We start from the raw sequence: 19,162 nt of genomic DNA, 5'->3' as shown, positions 1-19,162 counted from the left end.
GGGCCCGGTTCAGCGGTCAGCCGAACGCGCGGCAGCCTCCAGCACCGTCCACGCCTGCACCTGGGTGCTCAGCTCCACGGGGGCACCCGTGCGCTGGGCCTGGTTGGCGTGCTGCGCGGGCTCGGGGGAGAACACGGCCACGGTCTCGCCGCCGCTCGCGCCAGGATTCGAGAAGTCCTCGTCCGGGTCGAACTCGCGGCGCCCGTCCCACAGGGCGTCCGCGGTGTCGCACACCAGCGCCCGCGCCGTGCGGCGTGCCTCGGCATCCAGTTCGGACGACGCCGCCGCCTCGCCCAGGTAGCGCGCCAGGATCCCCGTGAACAGTCCGGCATCCCCGCCGCCCTGCCCCGTGAGTACGGGTGCTCCGTGCAGGCCGGGGACCGTGAACTGCTGCGCCGCCCCCTGCACGAGCTGGGAGGCGCGGGAGAGCCAGAGCTCGCTCTCGGCGGCGTCGTCCGTCACGCGGGCCAGTTCGAGCGCGGCACCCAGCACGGGGCCGCTGTTGTACGTGTACACGTGCGGGTCCACCGCCGTGATCTCCGAGCCGGAGCCGGCGGCGACCATGCGGATGCCGTCCAGGAACACGCCGCGCTCGGCGTCGAAGAGGGTGTCGAACAGCCACGTGAGCAGCGCGCGGGCCTCGTCCACCCGGTGCATCCGCAGGAACGTGAGGGCCACCGGAGCCGTGGACGCGGTGTTCTTGTAGTCGCGGGTCATGTTCCACCACGCGCCGCCGCCCAGGTTGCCGTCGCACCCCGCCTCCAGCCGCCTGGCCAGTGCCACGCCGTCGTCCTGCACCGCGCGCGTGGTGGCCCCCGTGGCGGCGACGTCCTCGTGGCGCAGTCGGCCGAGGGCGAGAGCGAGCCACGCCATGTCGTCGAAGAACACGTTGTTGGTCACCCGGCCGCCGCTGTGCACGGCCATGCCCCGCCGCAGCTGGTGGGCGCGCTCGCGGGCCTGCGCGGCGGCGTCGTCGTGGCCGGCCAGGCGCTCGCGGGCGGCGGCGTCCACGAACGCCTCCAGCAGGTGCGCCTGCCACCAGTAGTGCCACGGGCCGCGGCGCGGGTGCGGGAACGCGACCGCGCCCAGGTACGTGCCCGGAACCCGGAAGGCGCGGGAGCCGAACAGGCGGTCCACGGAGCGGGCGGCCGTGGCGGCGCGGTGGGCGGGGGACTCGGGCATTGCGGTGCTCCTGCGGGGGTTGGTGGGGTGTGGCAGAAGCCTACCGGGGGTGGGTGCGGTGGGGCCGCCCCTGGCGAGGGCGGATGGGGCGGCGCGGCCCCCAGAACCCGCCTGAGCGCGGCTCAGTCCTGCGTGAGGATCTCCTCGATGCCCTGGCGGTAGGTGGTGACCCGGAACTCGGGGAAGCGCCCCGCGAACCGCGAGGTGTCGAAGAGGTTGTCCCCGCGGTAGCGCGGCAGGAGCTCGTTGGCCTCCCGCAGCGCTGGGACGAACCGCGCGCCAACCTCGAAGACCACGCGCGGCAGCACTGTGTACCGGATCTTCCGCTCTGTGACTTGGGAGGCGATCTCGACCATCTGCCGGTACGTCAGCCGGTGCTGGTCGATGGGCAGGTGCCACGTCTGCCCGAAGGCGTCCGGGGTGTTGCCCAGCAGCGCGAGCGCGCGGCTCGCGTCCGGAGTCCAAATCAGCGAGCGGCGCGTGCCCGCGCTGACCGGCACGAACGGCCGCCTGCCCGCGCGGATGCGATCGAAGACGAGCACGTTGGTCCAGCTCTTGGTCTTGCCCGGCCCGTAGAACTCGGGTGCCCGGCCAATCAGCGCCTCGACCGTTCCCGCCGTCATCTCGTCCAGCAGCATGGTCGCGATCTCGGCGCGCACGGCCCCCTTGCGGCCGTTGGGCGCGAACGCGGTGTCCTCGGTCTGCGGCTCGGGGGTCCCCGCATACATGTAGGTGTTGTCGAAGAACACGAGCTTCGCGCCGTGCTCCTTCACCGCCGCGATGGTGTTGCGCATCATCACGGGGAACGTCTCCTCCCACAGCTGGGAGTCCATGGGAAGACCGACGGTGAGGTAGACGACGTCGCTGCCGGCCACCGCGCGCGAGGTCGCCTCCGCGTTCGTGAGGTCTGCCGCCACCAGCTCGTCGGTGTCATTGACCTTCGAGGGGTGGCGACTCACGAGACGGATGTCCTGCGTGAACTCGCGGTGCAGCTCTCGGGCGAGCTCGTCGGCGATGGGTCCGCCGGCTCCGAGGATGGTCTGCATGGGGTGGTCCTTTCGGGGTGGTGGTTCGTGGTGCGGCTCCACGGCCGCAACGAGGTGTGGGGAGGTCAGGGGTGGGCGGCCAGCACGGCGGAGAAGGCGCCGGCCACCCGCTCGTCCAGCTCGGACGGGGTGGCCGCGCGGAGCTGGCCGCTCAGGTGGAGGGAGGCGAGCCCGTGCGTCATGGTCCAGCCCGCGGTGGCCAGGTGGTGGGCGTCCACGCCGGGAAAGTGCTGTGCGGCGGCGCGCTGCAGCAGGTTGAAGACCTCGGCGGACGCGGGGAGGCGGGCGTCGTCGGCCCCGCAGCACCGGGAGAACATGAGGGTGTAGAGGGCGGGATTCTCCGCGGCGAAGCGAACGGTGGCCACCGCCAGGCCCGTGAGCACGGATGCGGCGGGCTCGGGGTGTGCCAGCACGTCTTCAAGCCGCCGCCGCAGCCGCACGAAACCTGTGGTGGCCATGGCGGCCTCCAGGTGGGACCTGTCGGGGAAGTGCCGGTAGGGGGCGGTCTGGGACACGCCCACCTGGCGCGCCACGGCCCGCAGCGAGAAGGCGTCCCCGGACTCCAGCAGGGCGATCCCGGCCTCCACCAGGACTTCCCGCAGGTTGCCGTGGTGGTGGGACTGCTTGTGCGTGGTCGTTGACACCGGTGCTCCTCCGCCTAAAGTTGACAGTGAACACTTTAGGGCTGGCCGACAGCTCGCGCCACCGTCACTGCACGGCAGTGCGGCTGTGGTCGGGGCCGCCGAGCCCTGGCGCCACCGTCGAGAGAGAGGACACGCACATGACCGAGGTACTTTTCGTCGTCACCGCCGCCACCGGCTGGACGCTCAAGGACGGCACGGTGCACCCCACCGGCTACTGGGCGGAGGAGCTGGCGGAACCGCACCGCATGTTCACCGAGGCGGGGTGGAACATCACCGTGGCCACGCCCGGGGGAGTCGCTCCCACGCTGGACGAGCTGAGCCTGGGGGTTGCAGGTGGTCTCCCGAAGCGCCGCAAGGAGGTCCGCGCGTACCTCGACTCCATCCAGGGGCAGCTGGAGCACCCCGTTGCCCTGGACCAGGTGAACGAGTCCGAGTACGACCTCGTGTTCTACCCCGGCGGCCACGGGCCCATGGAGGACCTCGCCTTCGACCCCGTCTCGGGCGAGCTGCTGCGGAACCGGCTGGCCTCCGGCAAGCCGCTCGCGCTGCTGTGCCACGCGCCCGTCGCCGTGCTGGCCGCGGCGGACGAGAACAGCGGCAACCCTTTCGCGGGCCGGCGGATGACGGGGCTGTCCAACGCGGAGGAGCGGCTGAACCCCTTCGGGTGGAAGGCGAAGTGGTACCTGCAGGACGCGCTCACCGAGGCCGGAATCGATTACCGCAAGGGGCTGCTGCCGCTGCGGCCCTTCGTGGAGGTGGACGGCGCGCTCTACACGGGCCAGAACCCGCAGTCCGCGCACGCGCTCGCGGAGCGGATCCTCGCGGACCTCACCTGAGGGCAGCCGTGGGGGCGAACGAGTGGTGCGGGCACGTGGCCCGGTCTGGCGGTCCGATGAAGGTGACGTTAAACGACGACGGCGTGGTGCGTCGTCGTGCCTCCTCAGCCCAGCGCCTCCCGCAGCGTGGGCTCGCGGAGCTGCTCCGCGAGCCACGGGCTGAACGCGTAGGGCGCGCTGGTCACGGCGGCCACGAGGTCCCGCGGGGCCGTCCACGCGAACTCCGCCACCTCCGTCTCAGCGGGGCGCGGATCCGCATCGGTGGCGGCCACGTACACCGGGCAGAACTCGTTCTCCACCACGCCGGTGGCGTCCGTGGCGCGGTACTGGAACTCCGGCAGCACCAGGGTGAGGTCCCGGATCTGCAGCCCGAGCTCCTGGCGGGCGCGGCGCGCAATGGCGTCCTCGAAGGATTCGTCCGGTCCGGGGTGGCCGCAGAAGCTGTTGGACCACACGCCGGGCCACGTGCGCTTGCTCAGCGCGCGCCGGGTCACGAGCACCTGACCGCCCGGGTTGAGCACGTGGCAGGAGAACGCCAGATGCAGCGGGGTGGCCTCGGTGTGGACCTCGGACTTCAGGGCGGTCCCGGCCGGCTGGTGCTGCTCGTCCAGGAGCACGACGCGCTCCGGGGTGCTGTTCTCGCTCACGGTCCCGCCTCACGGTGGTGTGTTAGGTTCCTCGCCATGGTATCGGCCGGGGCGGACACGCAGTGAGGCGCCGCGTGACCCCTCCGCTGCCCACCGTTCGCGGGGTGGGCCCCACCCGGGTGCGGATGCCCGGCCCGGGCGCCCCGGACCCCGTTCTCGACGCCCTCCCCGGTCTGCCCGCCACCGCGGTGGCCTACGTCCGGGACCGTTTTCCCGACGACGCCGCCTGGTTCCGCGAGCAGGTGGCGGCCGGTCGCGTGGTCGGGGACGGCGGCGTCGTCGTGACCCCGGAAACGCCCTACGAACCCGGGGTGTCCGTGTGGTTCCACCGCCCCGTGCCGGACGAGGACGCCCCGCCCGTCACGCTGGACGTGCTCCACGAGGACGAGTGGATCGTGGCCGTGGACAAGCCCCACGGGCTGTGCAGCACACCCAAGGGGGAGAACGTGCGGCGCTCGGTGGTGGTGGCCGCGCGGTGCCAGTTCGGCAACGACGAGATCTCCGCGCTGCACCGCCTGGACCGCTCCACCGGCGGGGTGCTGCTGCTGTGCAAGCACGCCGAGGACCGCGGTGCGTTCCACCGGATGTTCCAGGAGCGCACGGTGCGCAAGACGTACTGGGCCGTGGCCGGGGTGAACGAGCGCGTGGGGGAGCAGACCGTGCGCGTGGAGTCCCGGATCCGCAAGATCCAGGGCGTGGTGCAGGCGTTCGAGGAGCCCGGGGAGGTCAACGCGGTCACGGACGTGCGGCGCGTGGAGACCTTCCAGGACGTGGCAGGGGAGTGGGGGCTCTACGAGATCGCCCCGCTGACCGGGCGCACCCACCAGATCCGCGTGCACATGACCTCGCTCGGGCTGCCGCTGCGCGGAGACAGGCTCTACCCCGAGCCGCGCGAGGACTTCGACGTGGAGGACCCGGAGAACCCGCTGCAGCTGATCGCCCGCTCCGTCGAGTTCGTCCATCCCCGCACTGGACGTGACGTGCGGATCGACTCGCGTCTGACACCGAGCAGCCACGCGGCAGCCACCGGAGCCGTCACGTAACGATTGCGTAACATGTGACGGGTCGCACCCGAGCATGCCCCGCCGGGGTACCGTGGCCCGTGGGTCTTCCCTCCGTTTCCGGGCCCACGCCGGACATGCCGCTCACGGGGCATGAGCGGCACCAGTCGGCGCCTGCCGACGCGAGCTGTCCCCGCAGCGTGCACCGCCCCGCCGCACCCCGCGGCGGGATCCCTGCGCGCCCGAAGACGAAACGACGCCACATGCCTCCTCGCCACCTCGCTGTCCGCACCGGGCAGAGCTCCTTCCAGCGTGCCGTCACGGCGCTCACAGCATCCACCGCGGCGGCCGCCGTGGTCCTCGCCGGCGGCCTGTTCACCGCGCCCGCGGCCAACGCCTCCTCCTCGGACATCGTCTCCGTGTCCTCCGGCACCCGGAACGCGGACGCCCAGGAGATGCTCGGGCAGATCAACAGCCACCGGGCCGCCCGCGGTCTCAAGCCCGTGAAGTACTCGCCATCCCTCTCCGGGATCGCCCAGGGCCAGTCCAACCGGCTGGTGAACCAGGAAGTCATCAGCCACACCAACACGTTCCTCACCGACTCCCGGGCCGCCGGCTACGACGCCGCCGGGGAGATCCACGCGCTGTCCTGGCAGAACAACGTCACGGAGCTCACCACCTGGTGGAAGGGCTCGCCCGCGCACAACAAGGTGCTCACGGATCCTCGCATGGAGGTGGTGGGCATCGGGCTCACCTACGTGGACGGCAGCCTGGGTCGGACGGGGCAGGGCTGGCGGCTGGTCGGCACCGTGACCTCGTACGGCTACCCCGCCGGCCGGGCACCCGCCGACACCCGCACCAGCGTGACGGGTGGCCCGGTGGCGCCGCAGTCCAAGCCGTCCACGGGCGCGGCCGCCGCCAACTACCCCGTCACGGGCGGCATCCGCGCCCGGTACAACGCCCTGGGCGGTGCGGCTGTGATCGGCACCCCGGTGACGCCCGAGCGCGGCGGACTTCCCGGCGGGGGCGTGTACCAGAGCTTCCGCGCCCCCAACGGCGCACAGTGGAAGATCCTGTGGTCCCCCCGCAGCGGCGCGCACGCCGTGAAGGAGACGGGCGCGATCGGCAAGACCTGGAAGGCCCGCGGCTACGAGCGCGGCCTGGGCTATCCCGTCACGGACGAGTACCGCTCCGGCTCCGAGGTGCGCCAGCGCTTCTCCAACGGCTACACCGTGCACTGGTCCCGCACCACCGGCCGCACCTGGATCGCGCGCTGACCCGTCTCTCCACGACGACGCCGCCCCGCGGACTCCCTGCCTCGGCACGGGTCCGCGGGGCGGCGGTGTGTCAGGTCGCGGCCTGGCAGCGGGGGCACCACGCGATGGTGCGCAGGTGCTGCACCGCGGTGCGTGAGGGGGTGGGGTCCACGGTGAGCAGGGCGTCGTCGATCTCCCCGCGCTTGAGCTGCGTCCCGCAGCGGCGGCACGGCTGACCGTCCTTGCCGTACGCCCAGAACAGGGGGCGGCCCTGCGGCGCCTGGCCCACGGTGGAGCGCATGGAGCGGTCCTTGTTCAGGTGCAGCAGCTTGTGGGCGAGCGTGACGATCTCGCGCAGCTTGCCCTCCGGCAGGGAGTCCACGCGGGCCCACGGGTTGGTGCGCGTCATGAACAGGGTCTCCACGCGGTACACGTTGCCGATCCCCGCGAGGTTGCGCTGGTCCATCAGGGCGGTGCCGATCGCGCGGTCCGGCTGGGCGCTCAACCGTTCCAGCGCCTTCTCCAGATCCCAGTCCGGGCCGAGGATGTCCGGGCCCAGGTAGCCCACGAGCTCCGGCTCCTCCAGCCGGGTGGGCACCAGGCGCACGTCCTTGACGTCGAAGCCCACGGCCTCCACGTCCTTGGTGCGCAGGATCGCGCGGATGGTGTGCGAGCCCTGCCCGATGGCCACGTCCGCGCTGATGCGGGTGCGCGCCTCGGCGGCGGAACGTACGCTGCCGCCTCGGCGGGCCTGTCCGCGCGGGCGGTAGGGGCTCGCCCCGGGTCGGCTCCGTCGCCGGCCGGGGCGCGCGGCGGCGTCGTCCTGCTGCCGGTCGAAGACCCGCCAGGTGCCGTCCATCATGAGGTGCGAGTGCAGGGTGAGGGGCTCGGCGCCGGACTTCAGATCCGCCGCGTCCGGGGCGGCTGAGAGCCGGATGAGGATGTGCTTTCCGCGCGGCACCACCGCCACCACGGTGCGCCCGGACACGTCCGAGGTGGCGAGGGCGGGCACCCGGAAGTCCGAGCTCTCGATCACGGCACCCTCCAGCGCCTCGCGCAGCATCTTGCACTGGCGGTAGACGGAATCACCTTCGGGCACGGGGGCCTCCTGGGTTGCGGGTGGGGAGTTCGTCGGGGATAGGCGCTGACCGCGAAAAAGCCTGCACTGCTGGGCCCCCGGCCATCCGGCGCAGAACTTATGTTATTGCTCTCCCGTTAATCGATGCGGGTGTTCTCCGCCTCCAGACCGCTCTCATCGTCCGGGTCCGCCACCAGCGCGGCAAGATCCGCTGGGTGCAGTCGCTGCTCACGGTCGGCGCACCCGTGAGCGTCGAAAGTCACGCCTTCCTGACGCAGCAATTCAGCAGGGTCTTCTTTCTGCTCGTCGGAGGACCACCGGAAGTTCGCTGCGGGGCGGGCATCCGCTGTGAGCACACGATGTGGGTGCGGAACAGGGTGATCGCGGAGCCTGTTGCCGATGGGCTGGGCCGCGGTGCCCAGTGCTCTCGCAAGGTCGCCATAGGTGGTCCATCGTCCCGCCGGAATTTCTGCCAGCATCTGATCAAGTCTGGACCAGAGGTCACCCGGCCACCCGTCCGGAACTGTCGTGCTGGGCGCTGGCCATGCCTTGCAGACCATGGAAGCCAATTCATCTGCGCGGGTAGAGATGTCATCAGCGCCCCAGGTTTGCCTCTCGGCGATGAACTGATTCATGCGCAGGCCGCTCCGGCCTAGCTCCACGCGCTTCTCGGCGAAAGGGCGATTGCTCAGCTTCGAGTTGTATCCGCTGAGCGTCAGATTCCCGAGAGTATGAACAAGGCTCTGATGGACTTCGTCCACATCTGCCGCAGGGTTCGAGGATTCCAGTGTCCGCCGCCATTCAGAAGAGAGGGTCTGGGGCAGTACGTGCTCAATGGTGAGATTTTCCGGAGAAACAGGTTCTCTGCTGCCGTACGTTTCTTCTATCCACAGAAGAACTAGTTTGCGCTGATTAGCACGACCCTGCTGGTAGAACGGCATCGTATGGATGGACTGCAGAACTTCCTTATTGGACGCGAAATGTCGCTGTCCGCTTGAGAAGTAATTCGTCACTTCGTTGACCACATCGGCCGTCCCTGGAATCTCCGCCACCGCTTGGGCGAACATGCGGTTCAGGCTGGCTGATGTGCGACCAATCAGCACGCGACGGACGAGAAGTGATTCGATCACGAGCAGAGCACTCGCCAAGGCCTGATCATCGAACCGACCAGCGGCGCGTCCCGCGAGGAGGTGAAGGAGTAGTGGGGCGGCAGTGGCCGACCCCCAATCGGAAAGCCGTTGGAGGCGGTGTCTGACCTCTGCTGACTCCTCCTCTTCAGGGTGTTTGATAACCCGGTAGAGGCGTGCCAACTGGAGCAGTCGCGCCACTTCTGCAGCGATCTGATTCTCCGTCTGAAAGCGGTCAAAGCGGTGCTTCTGCTCCTGATAGGTGTCACCGACGGTGACCTTTGCGTTGCGTTGGACGGCATCCAGCCAGAACAGGGCATCCATGTCCTCGCGCGTCAGGAGGTCCTGGAGGGGTTTCCAGGTGGTGCGGTAGACCTCCTCGCCCAGGGTGGGCAAACGCATAAATATATGGTTTCGCAGGAGGTCGCCCTGGGACAGCTTGAGGCCGGTATTGTTGAGCGATTCAAAAATTCGATGTACGTTGTCGGACTCGGATGTGCTGATCGAGACAAGCGACAGTCCGCTGGTTACAGCCTTCTCCACGGCGTTGACGTCGATGCCCTGCCCCAGAATTTGGGCTCGAAAGAACCGATATGCCTGTCCAATAGTTCCTTCGCCGTCAGCTCCCGGGGTCCCATCGATCACGTTCGTGTACGGCGCCCTGTCAGCCTGCGTGGGTGCAAGTTTGATGCGATGGGGTTCATCGGCGTATTCATTGACGAGGAACTGGTTCATGATCCGGTTCGCCCCTCGTCGATCTTCGGGGCTAACCTCTAGAATATGATCGCGGATCGCGGCCAGGAGGATGGTCAGAGTAGTGAGCCGCTGCTGTCCATCAACCACGAGATGCCTGGTGATGCTGCCAGCCACATTCTCCGGAGACGGGGCAAGGACGAGAGATCCGATGAAATGGGTAGAAGCGGGATGGTCCTCCCTGTCCTCAGCGAGCTGAGCGACATCGTCCCACAGCACTGACCACTGCTTCTTGCTCCACTGGTACGGTCGCTGATACAGCGGGACCATGTACTGCTTCTCACCTTCGAGAATGCGCTGAAGTGATGTTTCTTGGGCTGCAACCATGCCTCATCTATACCTGATGCACGCGGGGGATCCCACTACGAGTGCTACGTTTCAGGAGGAAGAGGGCCCGTTTTGACGTCTCGGGGTTCGCCACACAGCCCCGGACGGGCAGTCACCAGTCACCCTCTGCCCCCACCCACCGGAGCCCGCATCCGCACACCCTTCGGCGTCTGGTAGAAGCCGCCCGCAAGCAGCCCGTCCCGCACCGCGGTGACCAGCTCCTCCGAGGAGAGCACCGAGTCCCCGTTGACCTTCTCCACCACCAGTGAGTCCACGGCCTTGCGCTGCACCAGACCGGCCACCGCCTCCGCCGCGAGGTGCAGCAGCGCGGGGTCCGAGACGAATGCCAGTGCCGTCTTCCCACCGCGCTCCAGGTACAGGGTCAGCGCGCCGTCCACGAGCACCACCACCGCACCGGCTTTGCGCCCCGGCCGGTGATTCGTGCTGGACTCCAGCACCACAGCCTCCGGCCAGTCCAGCGCCGCACCGTACGGGTTCGCGGGGTCCGTGGCCGCCAGGGCGAGGACCTGGGGCTCGGCCTTGCGGGCGGCGTCGTCGTCCGTGAAGCTGCGCAGCACGTCAACCGTTGCCGGTTGCGTGAACTGGGCGGCCCCGAGGCCCTCGATGAAGTAGCCGCGCCGCGCCCGCCCCGCGTCCTCCAGAGCGCGCAGCACCTTGTAGACGGTTGAGAAACCGCCCGGCACGTCCTCCACCGCCACGGGCCCGCGCGTGAGGATCCCGTAGCGGTCCAGCAGCAGCTCCGCCTGGGCCTGCGCGCGCACGGTGGGGTTCAGCGGCTCGGGGCGCAGCACGGACCACCGGCCCGCCGTCGTGCGCTCCTCGCCACCCCCGGAGGCGCGCACCACGCGCGTGCCGGACGGAGCGGCGTCGTCGGAGGAACCCGCGGGGTCGAAGCCGGCCGGACCGCGCCCCACGGCGCGCAGCCGCGCCGCACCCCGGCGCCCCGCGGAGCGGGAACGCCCCGGCCGCTTGGGCGTCTTGTGTGCGGAGTGCCCGCCGGAGATCAGCGCGCGAACCGGGGCGTACGTGTCGTTGGTGATCAGCCCCGCCCACAGCAGGTTCCACAGGGCGGTGCGCAGCTGGGCCATGTCCACGCTCACGCCCGCGGCCGCGAGGGGCTGGATCAGCTGCCACGCGAAGTACGCGCCACCGCCCTGCAGGACCGTGAGCAGCTCCCGTTCGAGCGTGGAGTCCAGGGCATCCGCTGTGGCGTCCAGCTGGGCGACGGGCGGCAGGGAGAGTTCCGCGGACTCGGCCAGGTGGAACGCCGCCCAGCCGTCCTCACCACCCAGGGACCCGGCGCCGGAGAAGACGACTTCACCCGTGGCCATGAGCTCGTCCAGCATGGCGGGCCGGTAGTCCACCACGCGCTGCGCCAGCACGAGCGGCTCCCACGCGGACGCCGGGATCGGCACCCCGGCGAGCTGGTCGATCACGGTCAGCACCCCGTCCAGCCCCCGCAGCTGGTGCCCCTTCACCGCGTGCTGCCACGCGGGCAGGAACGTGGCGTACGCCTGCGGGTCCACCGGCTCCACGTCCGCGCGCAGTGCCGCCAGCGAACGACGCCGCAGGGTCCGCAGCACCTCGATGTCGCACCACTCCGAGTCCGACGCCGCCGGGTCACCGCTCGGCCGGAACGCCCCCTCGCTCACGCGCCGCTGCTTGCCCAGGGACCGCAGCGCGGACTCCACCACGGCGGGGCCCAGGCTCAGGGCCTGTGCGGCCTCGGCCACGCTGAACGGCCCGTGCGTTCGGGCGTACCGGGAAACGAGGTCCCCCACGGGATCCGCCACCGGTTCCAGGAACGCGAGCGGCACCCCCATGGGCAGGGGCTGACCGAGGGCGTCCCGCATCCGGGCTGCGTCCTCCACCGCGCAGTACACCTCGCGCCCACCCACGCGCAGCACGATCGCGCGGTTGGTGTCCACGAGGGTGTCCAGCAGCTCGCGCGCGGCATCGGGGGAGATCGCCCGGTACGCGGGGTCCTCGGCCCGCTCCGTCTCCTCGTCGTCAGGACCGCCCGACGCCGCCGCGTCACCCGGGCCGCCCTCGTCCCCGATCAGGGCGGACACGGCGGTGCTCGCGGCCTCCGGTACCGCGGACGACGCGGCGCCCGAAGCCTCAGCGTCGGCGGCCGGGGCGTCTGGCTCCGCGGCCCCCGCCCCGGGGCCGTTGCTCCCAGCGGAAGCGGACCCCACAGCCGGCGACCCCGCCGGAACGGAACCGTCCCCGCGAAGGCGCAGGGCGGCGTCGTCGGCGGTCATGGGTCCGAGCAGGCGCAGCAGGTCCGCCGCGCCCTCTACCCCGCGCAGGCGGCGGTCCGGGGCCAGGCGCTGCAGCTGCAGGACGGTGGTCTCGATGACCTCGGGGTCCAGCAGCTCGCGTAGCTCGGCACGGCCCAGCAGCTCGTTGAGCAGGGCGGGGTCCAGGGACAGAGCGGCGGCCTTGCGCTCGGCCAGCGGGGAGTCGCCCTCGTATAGGAACTGCGCCACGTACCCGAACAGCAGGGTGCGAGCGAAGGGCGAGGGGGAGTCCGTGGTGGTCTCCACCACCCGCAGCTTCCGCCCGGCCAGGTCCCGCTGCAGCTGGAGCAGGGCGGGGACGTCGTACACGTCCTGGAGGCACTCGCGCACCGTCTCCAGAATGATGGGGAACTGCGGGTACTTCCGGGCCACGTCCAGCAGCTGGGCCGAACGCTGGCGCTGCTGCCACAGGGGCGTGCGCTTGCCGGGATCGGCGCGCGGCAGCAGCAGGGCGCGCGCGGCGTTCTCCCGGAACCGGGACGCGAACAGCGCGGAACCGCCCACCTCCTCGGTGACGATCTGCTCCAGCTCCTCCGGCTCGAAGAGGAACAGCTCCGCCCCGGGTGGCTCCTCGTCCGTGGCGGGCACGCGCAGCACGATGCCGTCGTCCGCGGCCTGGGCGCTAGCATCCAGCCCCCAGCGCTCGTCCAGCCGCGCGCGGACGGCCAGCGCCCACGGACCGTGCACGGGCGTGCCGAACGGGCTGTGCAGCACCACGCGCCAGTCCCCGAGCTCGTCCCGGAAGCGCTCGACCATGAGCGTGCGGTCGTCCGGCACGTGCTCCGTGGCCTCGCGCTGCTCCGCGAGGTACGCCAGCAGGTTGTCCTGGGCCCACTCGTCCAGCCCGGACACCGCCAGGCGCTCGCGGGCCTCGGCGTTCGCGGCACCGGCCAGCTCGCGGGTGAAGCGCCCGACGGCGCGCCCCAGCTCCACGGGCCGCCCCAGCCCGTCCCCGTGCCAGAACGGCAGCTTGCCCGGAACACCCGGCGCCGGGGCCACGACCACCCGGTTGTGGGTGATCTCCTCGATCCGCCAGCTGGAGGCGCCCAGCGCGATGATGTCCCCCACGCGGGACTCGTAGACCATCTCCTCGTCCAGCTCGCCCACGCGCTTGGGGGACTTGGAGTCCTGCTCGCCCACCAGGAACACGGGGAACAGACCGCGGTCCGGGATGGTGCCGCCGCTCGTGGTCGCCAGGCGCAGCGCACCGGGGCGGGCCTGCAGCGTTCCCGTCTCGCGGTCCCACACCAGGCGCGGGCGCAGCTGCGCGAACTCGTCCGAGGGGTACCGCCCGGCAAGCAGGTCCAGCACGGCGTCGTACGCGGAGCGCGGCAGGGAGCGGAACGGGGCGCTGCGGCGCACGGTGTCGTACCAGGCCTCCACGTCCACGTCCTCCGCGGCCACCGCGGAGACCGTCTGCTGGGCCAGGATGTCCAGGGGATTGGCGGGCACCGAGAGCGGCTCCAGGTTCCCGGCGAGCATCTGCTCCGCGATCACCGCGGCGTCCCGCACGTCCCCGCGGTGCTTGGGGTAGATCCGCCCGATCGACACCTCACCCACCTGGTGCCCGGCACGCCCCACGCGCTGCAGGCCGGAGGCCGCCGAGGGCGGGGACTCGATCTGGACCACCAGGTCCACGTGGCCCATGTCGATGCCCAGCTCCAGGGACGAGGTGGCCACCACGCACCGCAGCCGCCCGGTCTTGAGGTCCTCCTCGATCAGGCTGCGCTGGTCCTTGGACACCGAGCCGTGGTGGGCGCGCGCGAGCACCGGGGAAGCCCCCTCGTGCCGGTTGCTCTGCCGGGGGATCGCGGCGGGCTCCCGGTCGCCTGTCGCAGGGCGGGCGACGCCGCCCGGGCCGTCGGGCGCGCCAGTCCCGTCCCCGGGGGCGCCGAACGGCGCTGCGTGGTCGGGGGCTCGCCCGTGACGGCCGGGACCGTCCGAGGGTGCACCGGGGGTGCCCGGCGTGTCGTCCCCCTCGACCGCGAAACCGTTGGGACCTTCGGGCCCGGCGCCCTCCTCCCCGGCCGCGCGCCGCGCGCTCTCCGCGAAGAGGTGGTTCAGCGCGTCCCCCACGGCCACGGGGTCCCCGGAGCGCTCGCCGACCGGGGACTGCTCCGCGGCGTTCTCCATGCGGAACTCGTGGATCTCGTTGAGCCGCGCGGTGAGCTTCTCCGCGAGCCCGCGGGAGTTCGCGAACACGATCGTGGAGCGGTGGGCCTCCACGAGGTCCACGATCCGCTCCTCCACGTGCGGCCAGATGGACGCCGTGGCCTGCCCGGACCCGCCCAGGTCCCCGTCCAGGGTCGGGGAGCCGTCCGATGACGGCGACGTCGCCGCCCCGCCCAGCACGGTCATGTCCGGGACGGGCACGGAGACCGTGAGGTCCCAGTCCTTCTCGGACGGCGGGCGCACCACGTCCACGGGCTGCGAGCCGCCCAGGAAACCGGCCACGGTGTCCACGGGTTCCACGGTGGCGGAGAGCCCGATCCGCTGGGCCGGCTCCTCCAGCAGGTCGTCCAGGCGTTCGAGGCTCACCGCGAGGTGCGCGCCGCGCTTGGTCCCGGCCACCGCGTGCACCTCGTCGATGATCACGGTGTTCACGTGGCGCAGGGTCTCCCGTGCCTTGGACGTGAGCATGAGGTACAGGGACTCGGGGGTGGTGATGAGGATGTCCGGCGGGTGGGCCAGCAGGGAGCGGCGGATCGCCTGGGGGGTGTCCCCCGAGCGGACCCCCACGGAGATCCCCGGGGGCTCACCCCCGGCGGCCCTGACCGCCTGGGTGATCCCGATCAGCGGGGCCCGCAGGTTGCGCTCCACGTCCACGCCCAGGGCCTTGAGCGGGGAGATGTAGAGCACCGAGGTGCGGTCCTCGGCAGGGGCGGCCGCGGCGTCGTCGTCCCCGGAGGAGCCCGGGGCGGCGGTGCCGCCCCGTGAGCTCCCGTCAGGGGAACCCGCGGGGGACTTGACCGCGAGCAGCCGGTCGATGGACCACAGGAACGCCGCGAGGGTCTTGCCGGAACCGGTGGGGGCCACCACGAGAGCGTGGTGGCCCGCCGAGATGGCCTCCCACGCGCCGCGCTGGGCCGCCGTGGGCCCGTGGAAGGCGGCGTCGAACCACTGCGCGGTCGCGGGGGAGAAGAGGTTCAGGACCGAGTCAGGATCCAAAGCCCTTGACCTGGAGCTGGGAGACCTTGGGGTTGCCACAGGCCTGACCCGGGTAGGAGACCACGAGCGACTCGTGGCTGCCCGGCGGGTAGATGCGCAGGCCCGTGACGTCGTGCGGGTTGCACACCTGCCCGATCACGCCGGGATTGGTGATGCTCACGCTGGTGCTCGTGGACGCTCCCGGCTGCAGGGTGACCGGCGCCGTGGGGGCCTCCGTGCGGGAGGCGGGGGCGCCCACGATGGCTCCGCCCGCGTCCACGAAGGAGACCCCCGGGTAGCCGTTGAGGGTGCAGGGCGCGGAGCCCTTGTTGGTCAGGGTGAGGGTCGTGATGGTGTGCCCGGCCGCACCGTTGGAGGGGGCTGCGGTGCCGCTGAGGTTCGACGCGTTGCACACGGCACCCGCGGCCTGCTGGTCCGCCTTCTCCTTGTCGAAGGGGCTCGCGGTGGGCATGCCCACCTCCGGAGCCGACGCCATGCGGGTCTCCGTGGGCTGGGGCTTGGAGGCGTCCTCGGCCTGGGTGGTCTCGGTCGAGGCGGTGGGCGGCGCCGGCGTGGCCGATGCGGAACCGTTCGTCGCGCTCGGGGACGTGGTCGGGCTCGGGGACGCGGACGGGCTCGCCGACGTGCTCGAGCTCGCGGAGCTCGCGTCGCCGGAGGACGGTTCATCGCCGGAGGAACCGCACGCGGACAGCGCCAGCAGGGCGGTCAGGGCAGTGGCGGCGAGCAGCGGACGGGAGTGCCTGTGGGTGCCCCGGGGGTCGGGCGATGAGGTCGTCATGGTGACAGTGTCCTACGTTTCGTCGGCAATGCGGCACACATCACCTCTGCGAGGTGCACCGCGTCGGCCTGCGTGCCCTGGGCGATCTGCGTGCGGCACGAGAAACCGTCCGCCAGCACGATCGCCCCGGGTTCCGCGGCCCGGATCGCGGGGAAGAGGTTGCGCTCGCCGAGTGTCCGCGAGATCTCGTAGTGCCCCGGCTCGAAGCCCCAGTTCCCGGCCAGCCCGCAGCACCCGCCGCCCACCACGGAGGTGTCCACGCCCAGCTTCTCCAGCACGGTGAGCTCTGGGGAGTAGTCCCCCATGGCCTTCTCGTGGCAGTGCACCTGGCACACCGCGCTGCTCGGACCCTGCCGGGTCTCCAGCGGCTCGAACGGCCAGTCCCCGCCGGCCTCCAGGTGGGCCGCCGCGAACTCGCCCAGGGTCCGGGTGAGGCCCTTCACCACGTGGGCCCGGGGGTCATCGGGCAGCAGCTCGGTGATCTCGTGCTGGAGCATCACCGTGCAGGACGGCTCCAGCCCGATCACCGGGTACCCGGCCTCCAGCAGCGGTGCCATCACGTCCAGGGTCTGCCGCAGCACCTTCCGGGTCATGTCCAGCTGACCCGTGGAGTGCCACGTGAGCCCGCAGCACACGTCCCCCATGGGCATCAGCACGCGGTAGCCCATGGCCTCCAGGACCTCCACGGCGGCCTTGCCGGGTCCGTCCGCGGAGTAGGTGGTGAACGTGTCCGGCCACAGCACCACGGACGGGCGCCCGGCGGGATCGGCCCCCGCCATCCCAGTCGCTTGGGCACTGCGGACCGACGACGCCGCACGGCCGCCTCCGCGCGGAGCCGCACCGGCGGCGTCGTTCCCGGCAACGTGGCCCGCGTGCTGGGAGCGCGCGCGGAACCACGCGGTGAACGGGGTGTCGTTGAAGCGGATCATGTCGCGGCGCGGTTCGATGCCGCCGAGCTTCTTGGTGAGTGCCTCCACGGCCGGGATGCGTTCCAGGACGTTGACCGCGCGCAGGGAGCCGGGCACGCGGGCCGCGATCCGCATGAGCCACGGCATCCACCCCATGGTGAGGTGCGCCATGGGCCGGCGGTCCCGGCCGATGAACGAGCGGAGGCCCTGCCGGAAGTGGTGGTGCAGGAACTCGGCCTTGTAGGTGGCCATGTCCACGTTCACGGGGCACTCGGTGGCGCACGCCTTGCAGGACAGGCACAGGTCCAGGGCCTCGTAGGTCTCCTTGGACTTCCAGCCGTCCGTGAGGTGCTCGCCGCGCAGCATCTCCGCGAGTGAGCGCATGCGGCCTCGCGTGGAGTGCACCTCGTCCCCGGTGGCGTGGAAGGAGGGGCACATGGCCCCGGAGTCCGAGCGGCACGCTCCCACCCCCACGCAGCGGTTCACGGCCTGGCCGAACGAGCCGTTGTCGTGGGAGAAGGCGTGCACCGGGGTGAGCTCGAACGTGCGCGCACCCGGTCCGGGGCGGATGCCACGGTCCAGCGGCTCCGGATCCACCAGCACGCCGGAGTTGAACACACCCTCGGGGTCGAAGATCCGCTTGAAGCGCCCGAACGCCGCCAGTGCCTCCGGCGTGTAGATCGTGCTCAGCAGCTCGGAGCGGGCGCGTCCGTCCCCGTGCTCGCCGGAGACCGAGCCGCCGTAGCGGTGCACCAGCTCGGCGGCCCGCTCGATGAACTCCCGGTACCGCGCCACCCCGTGCTCGGAGTTGAAGTCGAAGGAGATGCGGATGTGCACGCAGCCTTCGCCGAAGTGGCCGAACGGGATGCCGCGCAGATCCATCTCCTCCAGCAGGGCGTAGAGGTCCCGCAGGTACTCGCCCAGCCGGGCCGGAGGCACCGCGGAGTCCTCCCACCCGGGCCACGCCTCGCCGCCGTCCGGCAGGCGGGTCACGATGCCCGCTCCGGCCTCACGGATGTGCCACAGGGCCCGGGCCTGCGCAGGGTCGCCGACCACCACCGAGTCCACCACTGTCTCCTCGACCAGCGCGGGGAGTCTCCGGGCGGCGTCGTACGCCTGCTCGGGGGTGTCCCCGGCGACCTCGCAGTACAGCCAGCCGCCCCCGCGCGGGAGCTCGGAACCGGCCTGCTCCTGGCCGGGGCGGGTGCGCAGGGCGGCCAGCAGGTCCGAGCCCATGCCCTCGATGGTGGTGACGCCGGAGACCCGGAGCGCGGGTGCGGCGCTCGCGGCGTCGATCGCGTCCTGGAACCCGAGGACCGCCAGCGCGGTGTGCGCGGGCTTGGCCACGAGCTTGACCGTGAGCTCCGTGATGATCCCGCACGTGCCCTCGGTGCCCGCGAAGGCCTTGGCGGTGTCGAAGCCGTTCTCGCCCAGCAGGTAGTGCAGCCCGTAGCCGGAGACCTGGCGCGGGAACTGGCCCAGCTCGGTGCGCAGCATGGCCAGGTGGTCGTTGCGCAGCCGCTCCAGCTGCGAGGTCAGGGCGGGCTCGGAGGTGCCGCCCGCGTCCAGGGTGACCAGGCGGCCGTCGGCCAGCATGACCGTGACCGAGACCAGGTTCTCCGCACTCGTGCCCCACGCAACCGAGTGGGAGCCGCACGCGTTGTTGGCCACCATGCCGCCCACCGTGCAGCGCGAGTGGGTGGAGGGGTCCGGGCCGTAGGTGAGGCCGAACTCGGAGGCGGCCTCCCGCAGCTGGTCGCAGATGACCCCGGGCTCGATCCGCGCCGTGCAGGCCTGCGGGTCGATCTCCAGGATGCGGCGGAAGTGGCGGGAGGTGTCGATCACCAGGCCCTCGCCGATCGCGTTGCCCGCCACGGACGTGCCGCCGCCGCGGGGGACCACGGACCAGCCGTTCTCCCGCGCGGTGGCGAGCAGCTCGCGGATCTCCGCGACCGAGCTCGGCTCGGCCACCGCGGCGGGGAGCCTGCGGTAGATCGAGGCGTCCGAGACGTACGCCGCGCGCGTGGTCAGATCGTCCCGCAGGACCGTCATGCTGCTCTCTCTTCCTCCGCGCGTGGCCGTGCTCG

The 19,162-nt window shown here is 71.5% G+C and carries 12 protein-coding genes; 3 read left to right on the top strand and 9 right to left on the bottom strand.

The genetic code is table 11. The annotated features are described in order from the left end of the window. Positions 1–9 precede the first annotated feature (9 nt). The 3 genes from P8S73_RS05945 to P8S73_RS05935 all read right to left on the bottom strand — a co-directional run bounded on the left by P8S73_RS05945 (position 10) and on the right by P8S73_RS05935 (position 2,872). Positions 10–1,182: a glycoside hydrolase family 76 protein gene (locus tag P8S73_RS05945; protein ID WP_135010717.1), complete on the bottom strand. Its 1,173-nt coding sequence runs from the start codon at positions 1,180–1,182 to the stop codon at positions 10–12. Between the two features lie 122 nt (positions 1,183–1,304). After that, complete coding sequence (locus tag P8S73_RS05940) at positions 1,305–2,228, bottom strand: NAD-dependent epimerase/dehydratase family protein (protein WP_135010718.1); 924 nt, start codon at positions 2,226–2,228, stop codon at positions 1,305–1,307. 65 nt (positions 2,229–2,293) lie between these two features. Beyond that, entirely contained in the window at positions 2,294–2,872 is a 579-nt protein-coding gene (locus P8S73_RS05935; protein WP_102614055.1) for a TetR/AcrR family transcriptional regulator, read from the bottom strand. Between the two features lie 137 nt (positions 2,873–3,009). On the opposite strand from P8S73_RS05935, the gene P8S73_RS05930 reads away from it, so the two are divergent. Beyond that, positions 3,010–3,708 carry a type 1 glutamine amidotransferase domain-containing protein gene (locus tag P8S73_RS05930; RefSeq protein ID WP_102614054.1) on the top strand — a complete coding sequence of 233 codons (699 nt, stop codon included), beginning with the start codon at positions 3,010–3,012 and terminating at the stop codon, positions 3,706–3,708. Positions 3,709–3,812: 104 nt separating this feature from the next. On the opposite strand, the gene idi is transcribed toward P8S73_RS05930, so the two are convergent. Then, on the bottom strand, positions 3,813–4,355 hold the full coding sequence (gene idi, locus P8S73_RS05925; protein ID WP_396350249.1) for an isopentenyl-diphosphate Delta-isomerase: 543 nt from the start codon (positions 4,353–4,355) through the stop codon (positions 3,813–3,815). A gap of 74 nt (positions 4,356–4,429) precedes the next feature. On the opposite strand from idi, the gene P8S73_RS05920 reads away from it, so the two are divergent. Then, positions 4,430–5,398: a pseudouridine synthase gene (locus P8S73_RS05920; RefSeq protein WP_396350248.1), complete on the top strand. Its 969-nt coding sequence runs from the start codon at positions 4,430–4,432 to the stop codon at positions 5,396–5,398. Between the two features lie 221 nt (positions 5,399–5,619). Further along, positions 5,620–6,633 (top strand): CAP domain-containing protein, encoded by a 1,014-nt coding sequence (locus tag P8S73_RS05915; RefSeq protein WP_396350247.1) that lies wholly within the window; start codon positions 5,620–5,622, stop codon positions 6,631–6,633. A gap of 70 nt (positions 6,634–6,703) precedes the next feature. Here P8S73_RS05915 and P8S73_RS05910 read toward each other — a convergent pair whose 3' ends face one another. The 5 genes from P8S73_RS05910 to P8S73_RS05890 form a co-directional block, all read right to left on the bottom strand. After that, positions 6,704–7,711 (bottom strand): DNA-formamidopyrimidine glycosylase family protein, encoded by a 1,008-nt coding sequence (locus tag P8S73_RS05910; RefSeq protein WP_396350246.1) that lies wholly within the window; start codon positions 7,709–7,711, stop codon positions 6,704–6,706. Between the two features lie 116 nt (positions 7,712–7,827). Further along, complete coding sequence (locus P8S73_RS05905; RefSeq protein ID WP_396350245.1) at positions 7,828–9,897, bottom strand: DUF262 domain-containing protein; 2,070 nt, start codon at positions 9,895–9,897, stop codon at positions 7,828–7,830. Between the two features lie 119 nt (positions 9,898–10,016). After that, on the bottom strand, positions 10,017–15,389 hold the full coding sequence (locus P8S73_RS05900) for a DEAD/DEAH box helicase (RefSeq protein ID WP_396350244.1): 5,373 nt from the start codon (positions 15,387–15,389) through the stop codon (positions 10,017–10,019). Continuing rightward, entirely contained in the window at positions 15,379–16,167 is a 789-nt protein-coding gene (locus tag P8S73_RS05895; RefSeq protein ID WP_039101655.1) for a DUF4232 domain-containing protein, read from the bottom strand. The genes P8S73_RS05900 and P8S73_RS05895 overlap by 11 nt, the downstream gene beginning before the upstream one ends. After that, a complete protein-coding gene (locus tag P8S73_RS05890) occupies positions 16,164–19,127 on the bottom strand; it encodes an FAD-binding and (Fe-S)-binding domain-containing protein (RefSeq protein WP_070636988.1) in 2,964 nt (987 codons plus the stop codon). Before P8S73_RS05890 ends, P8S73_RS05895 begins: the two co-directional genes overlap by 4 nt. Positions 19,128–19,162: the final 35 nt, after the last annotated feature.

Origin of the sequence: Kocuria sp. ChxB (assembly GCF_044359605.1) — a bacterium.
In the GTDB taxonomy this organism is placed as follows: Bacteria; Actinomycetota; Actinomycetes; order Actinomycetales; family Micrococcaceae; genus Kocuria; species Kocuria rhizophila.
This window is presented reverse-complemented; position numbering and strand designations above follow the sequence as displayed.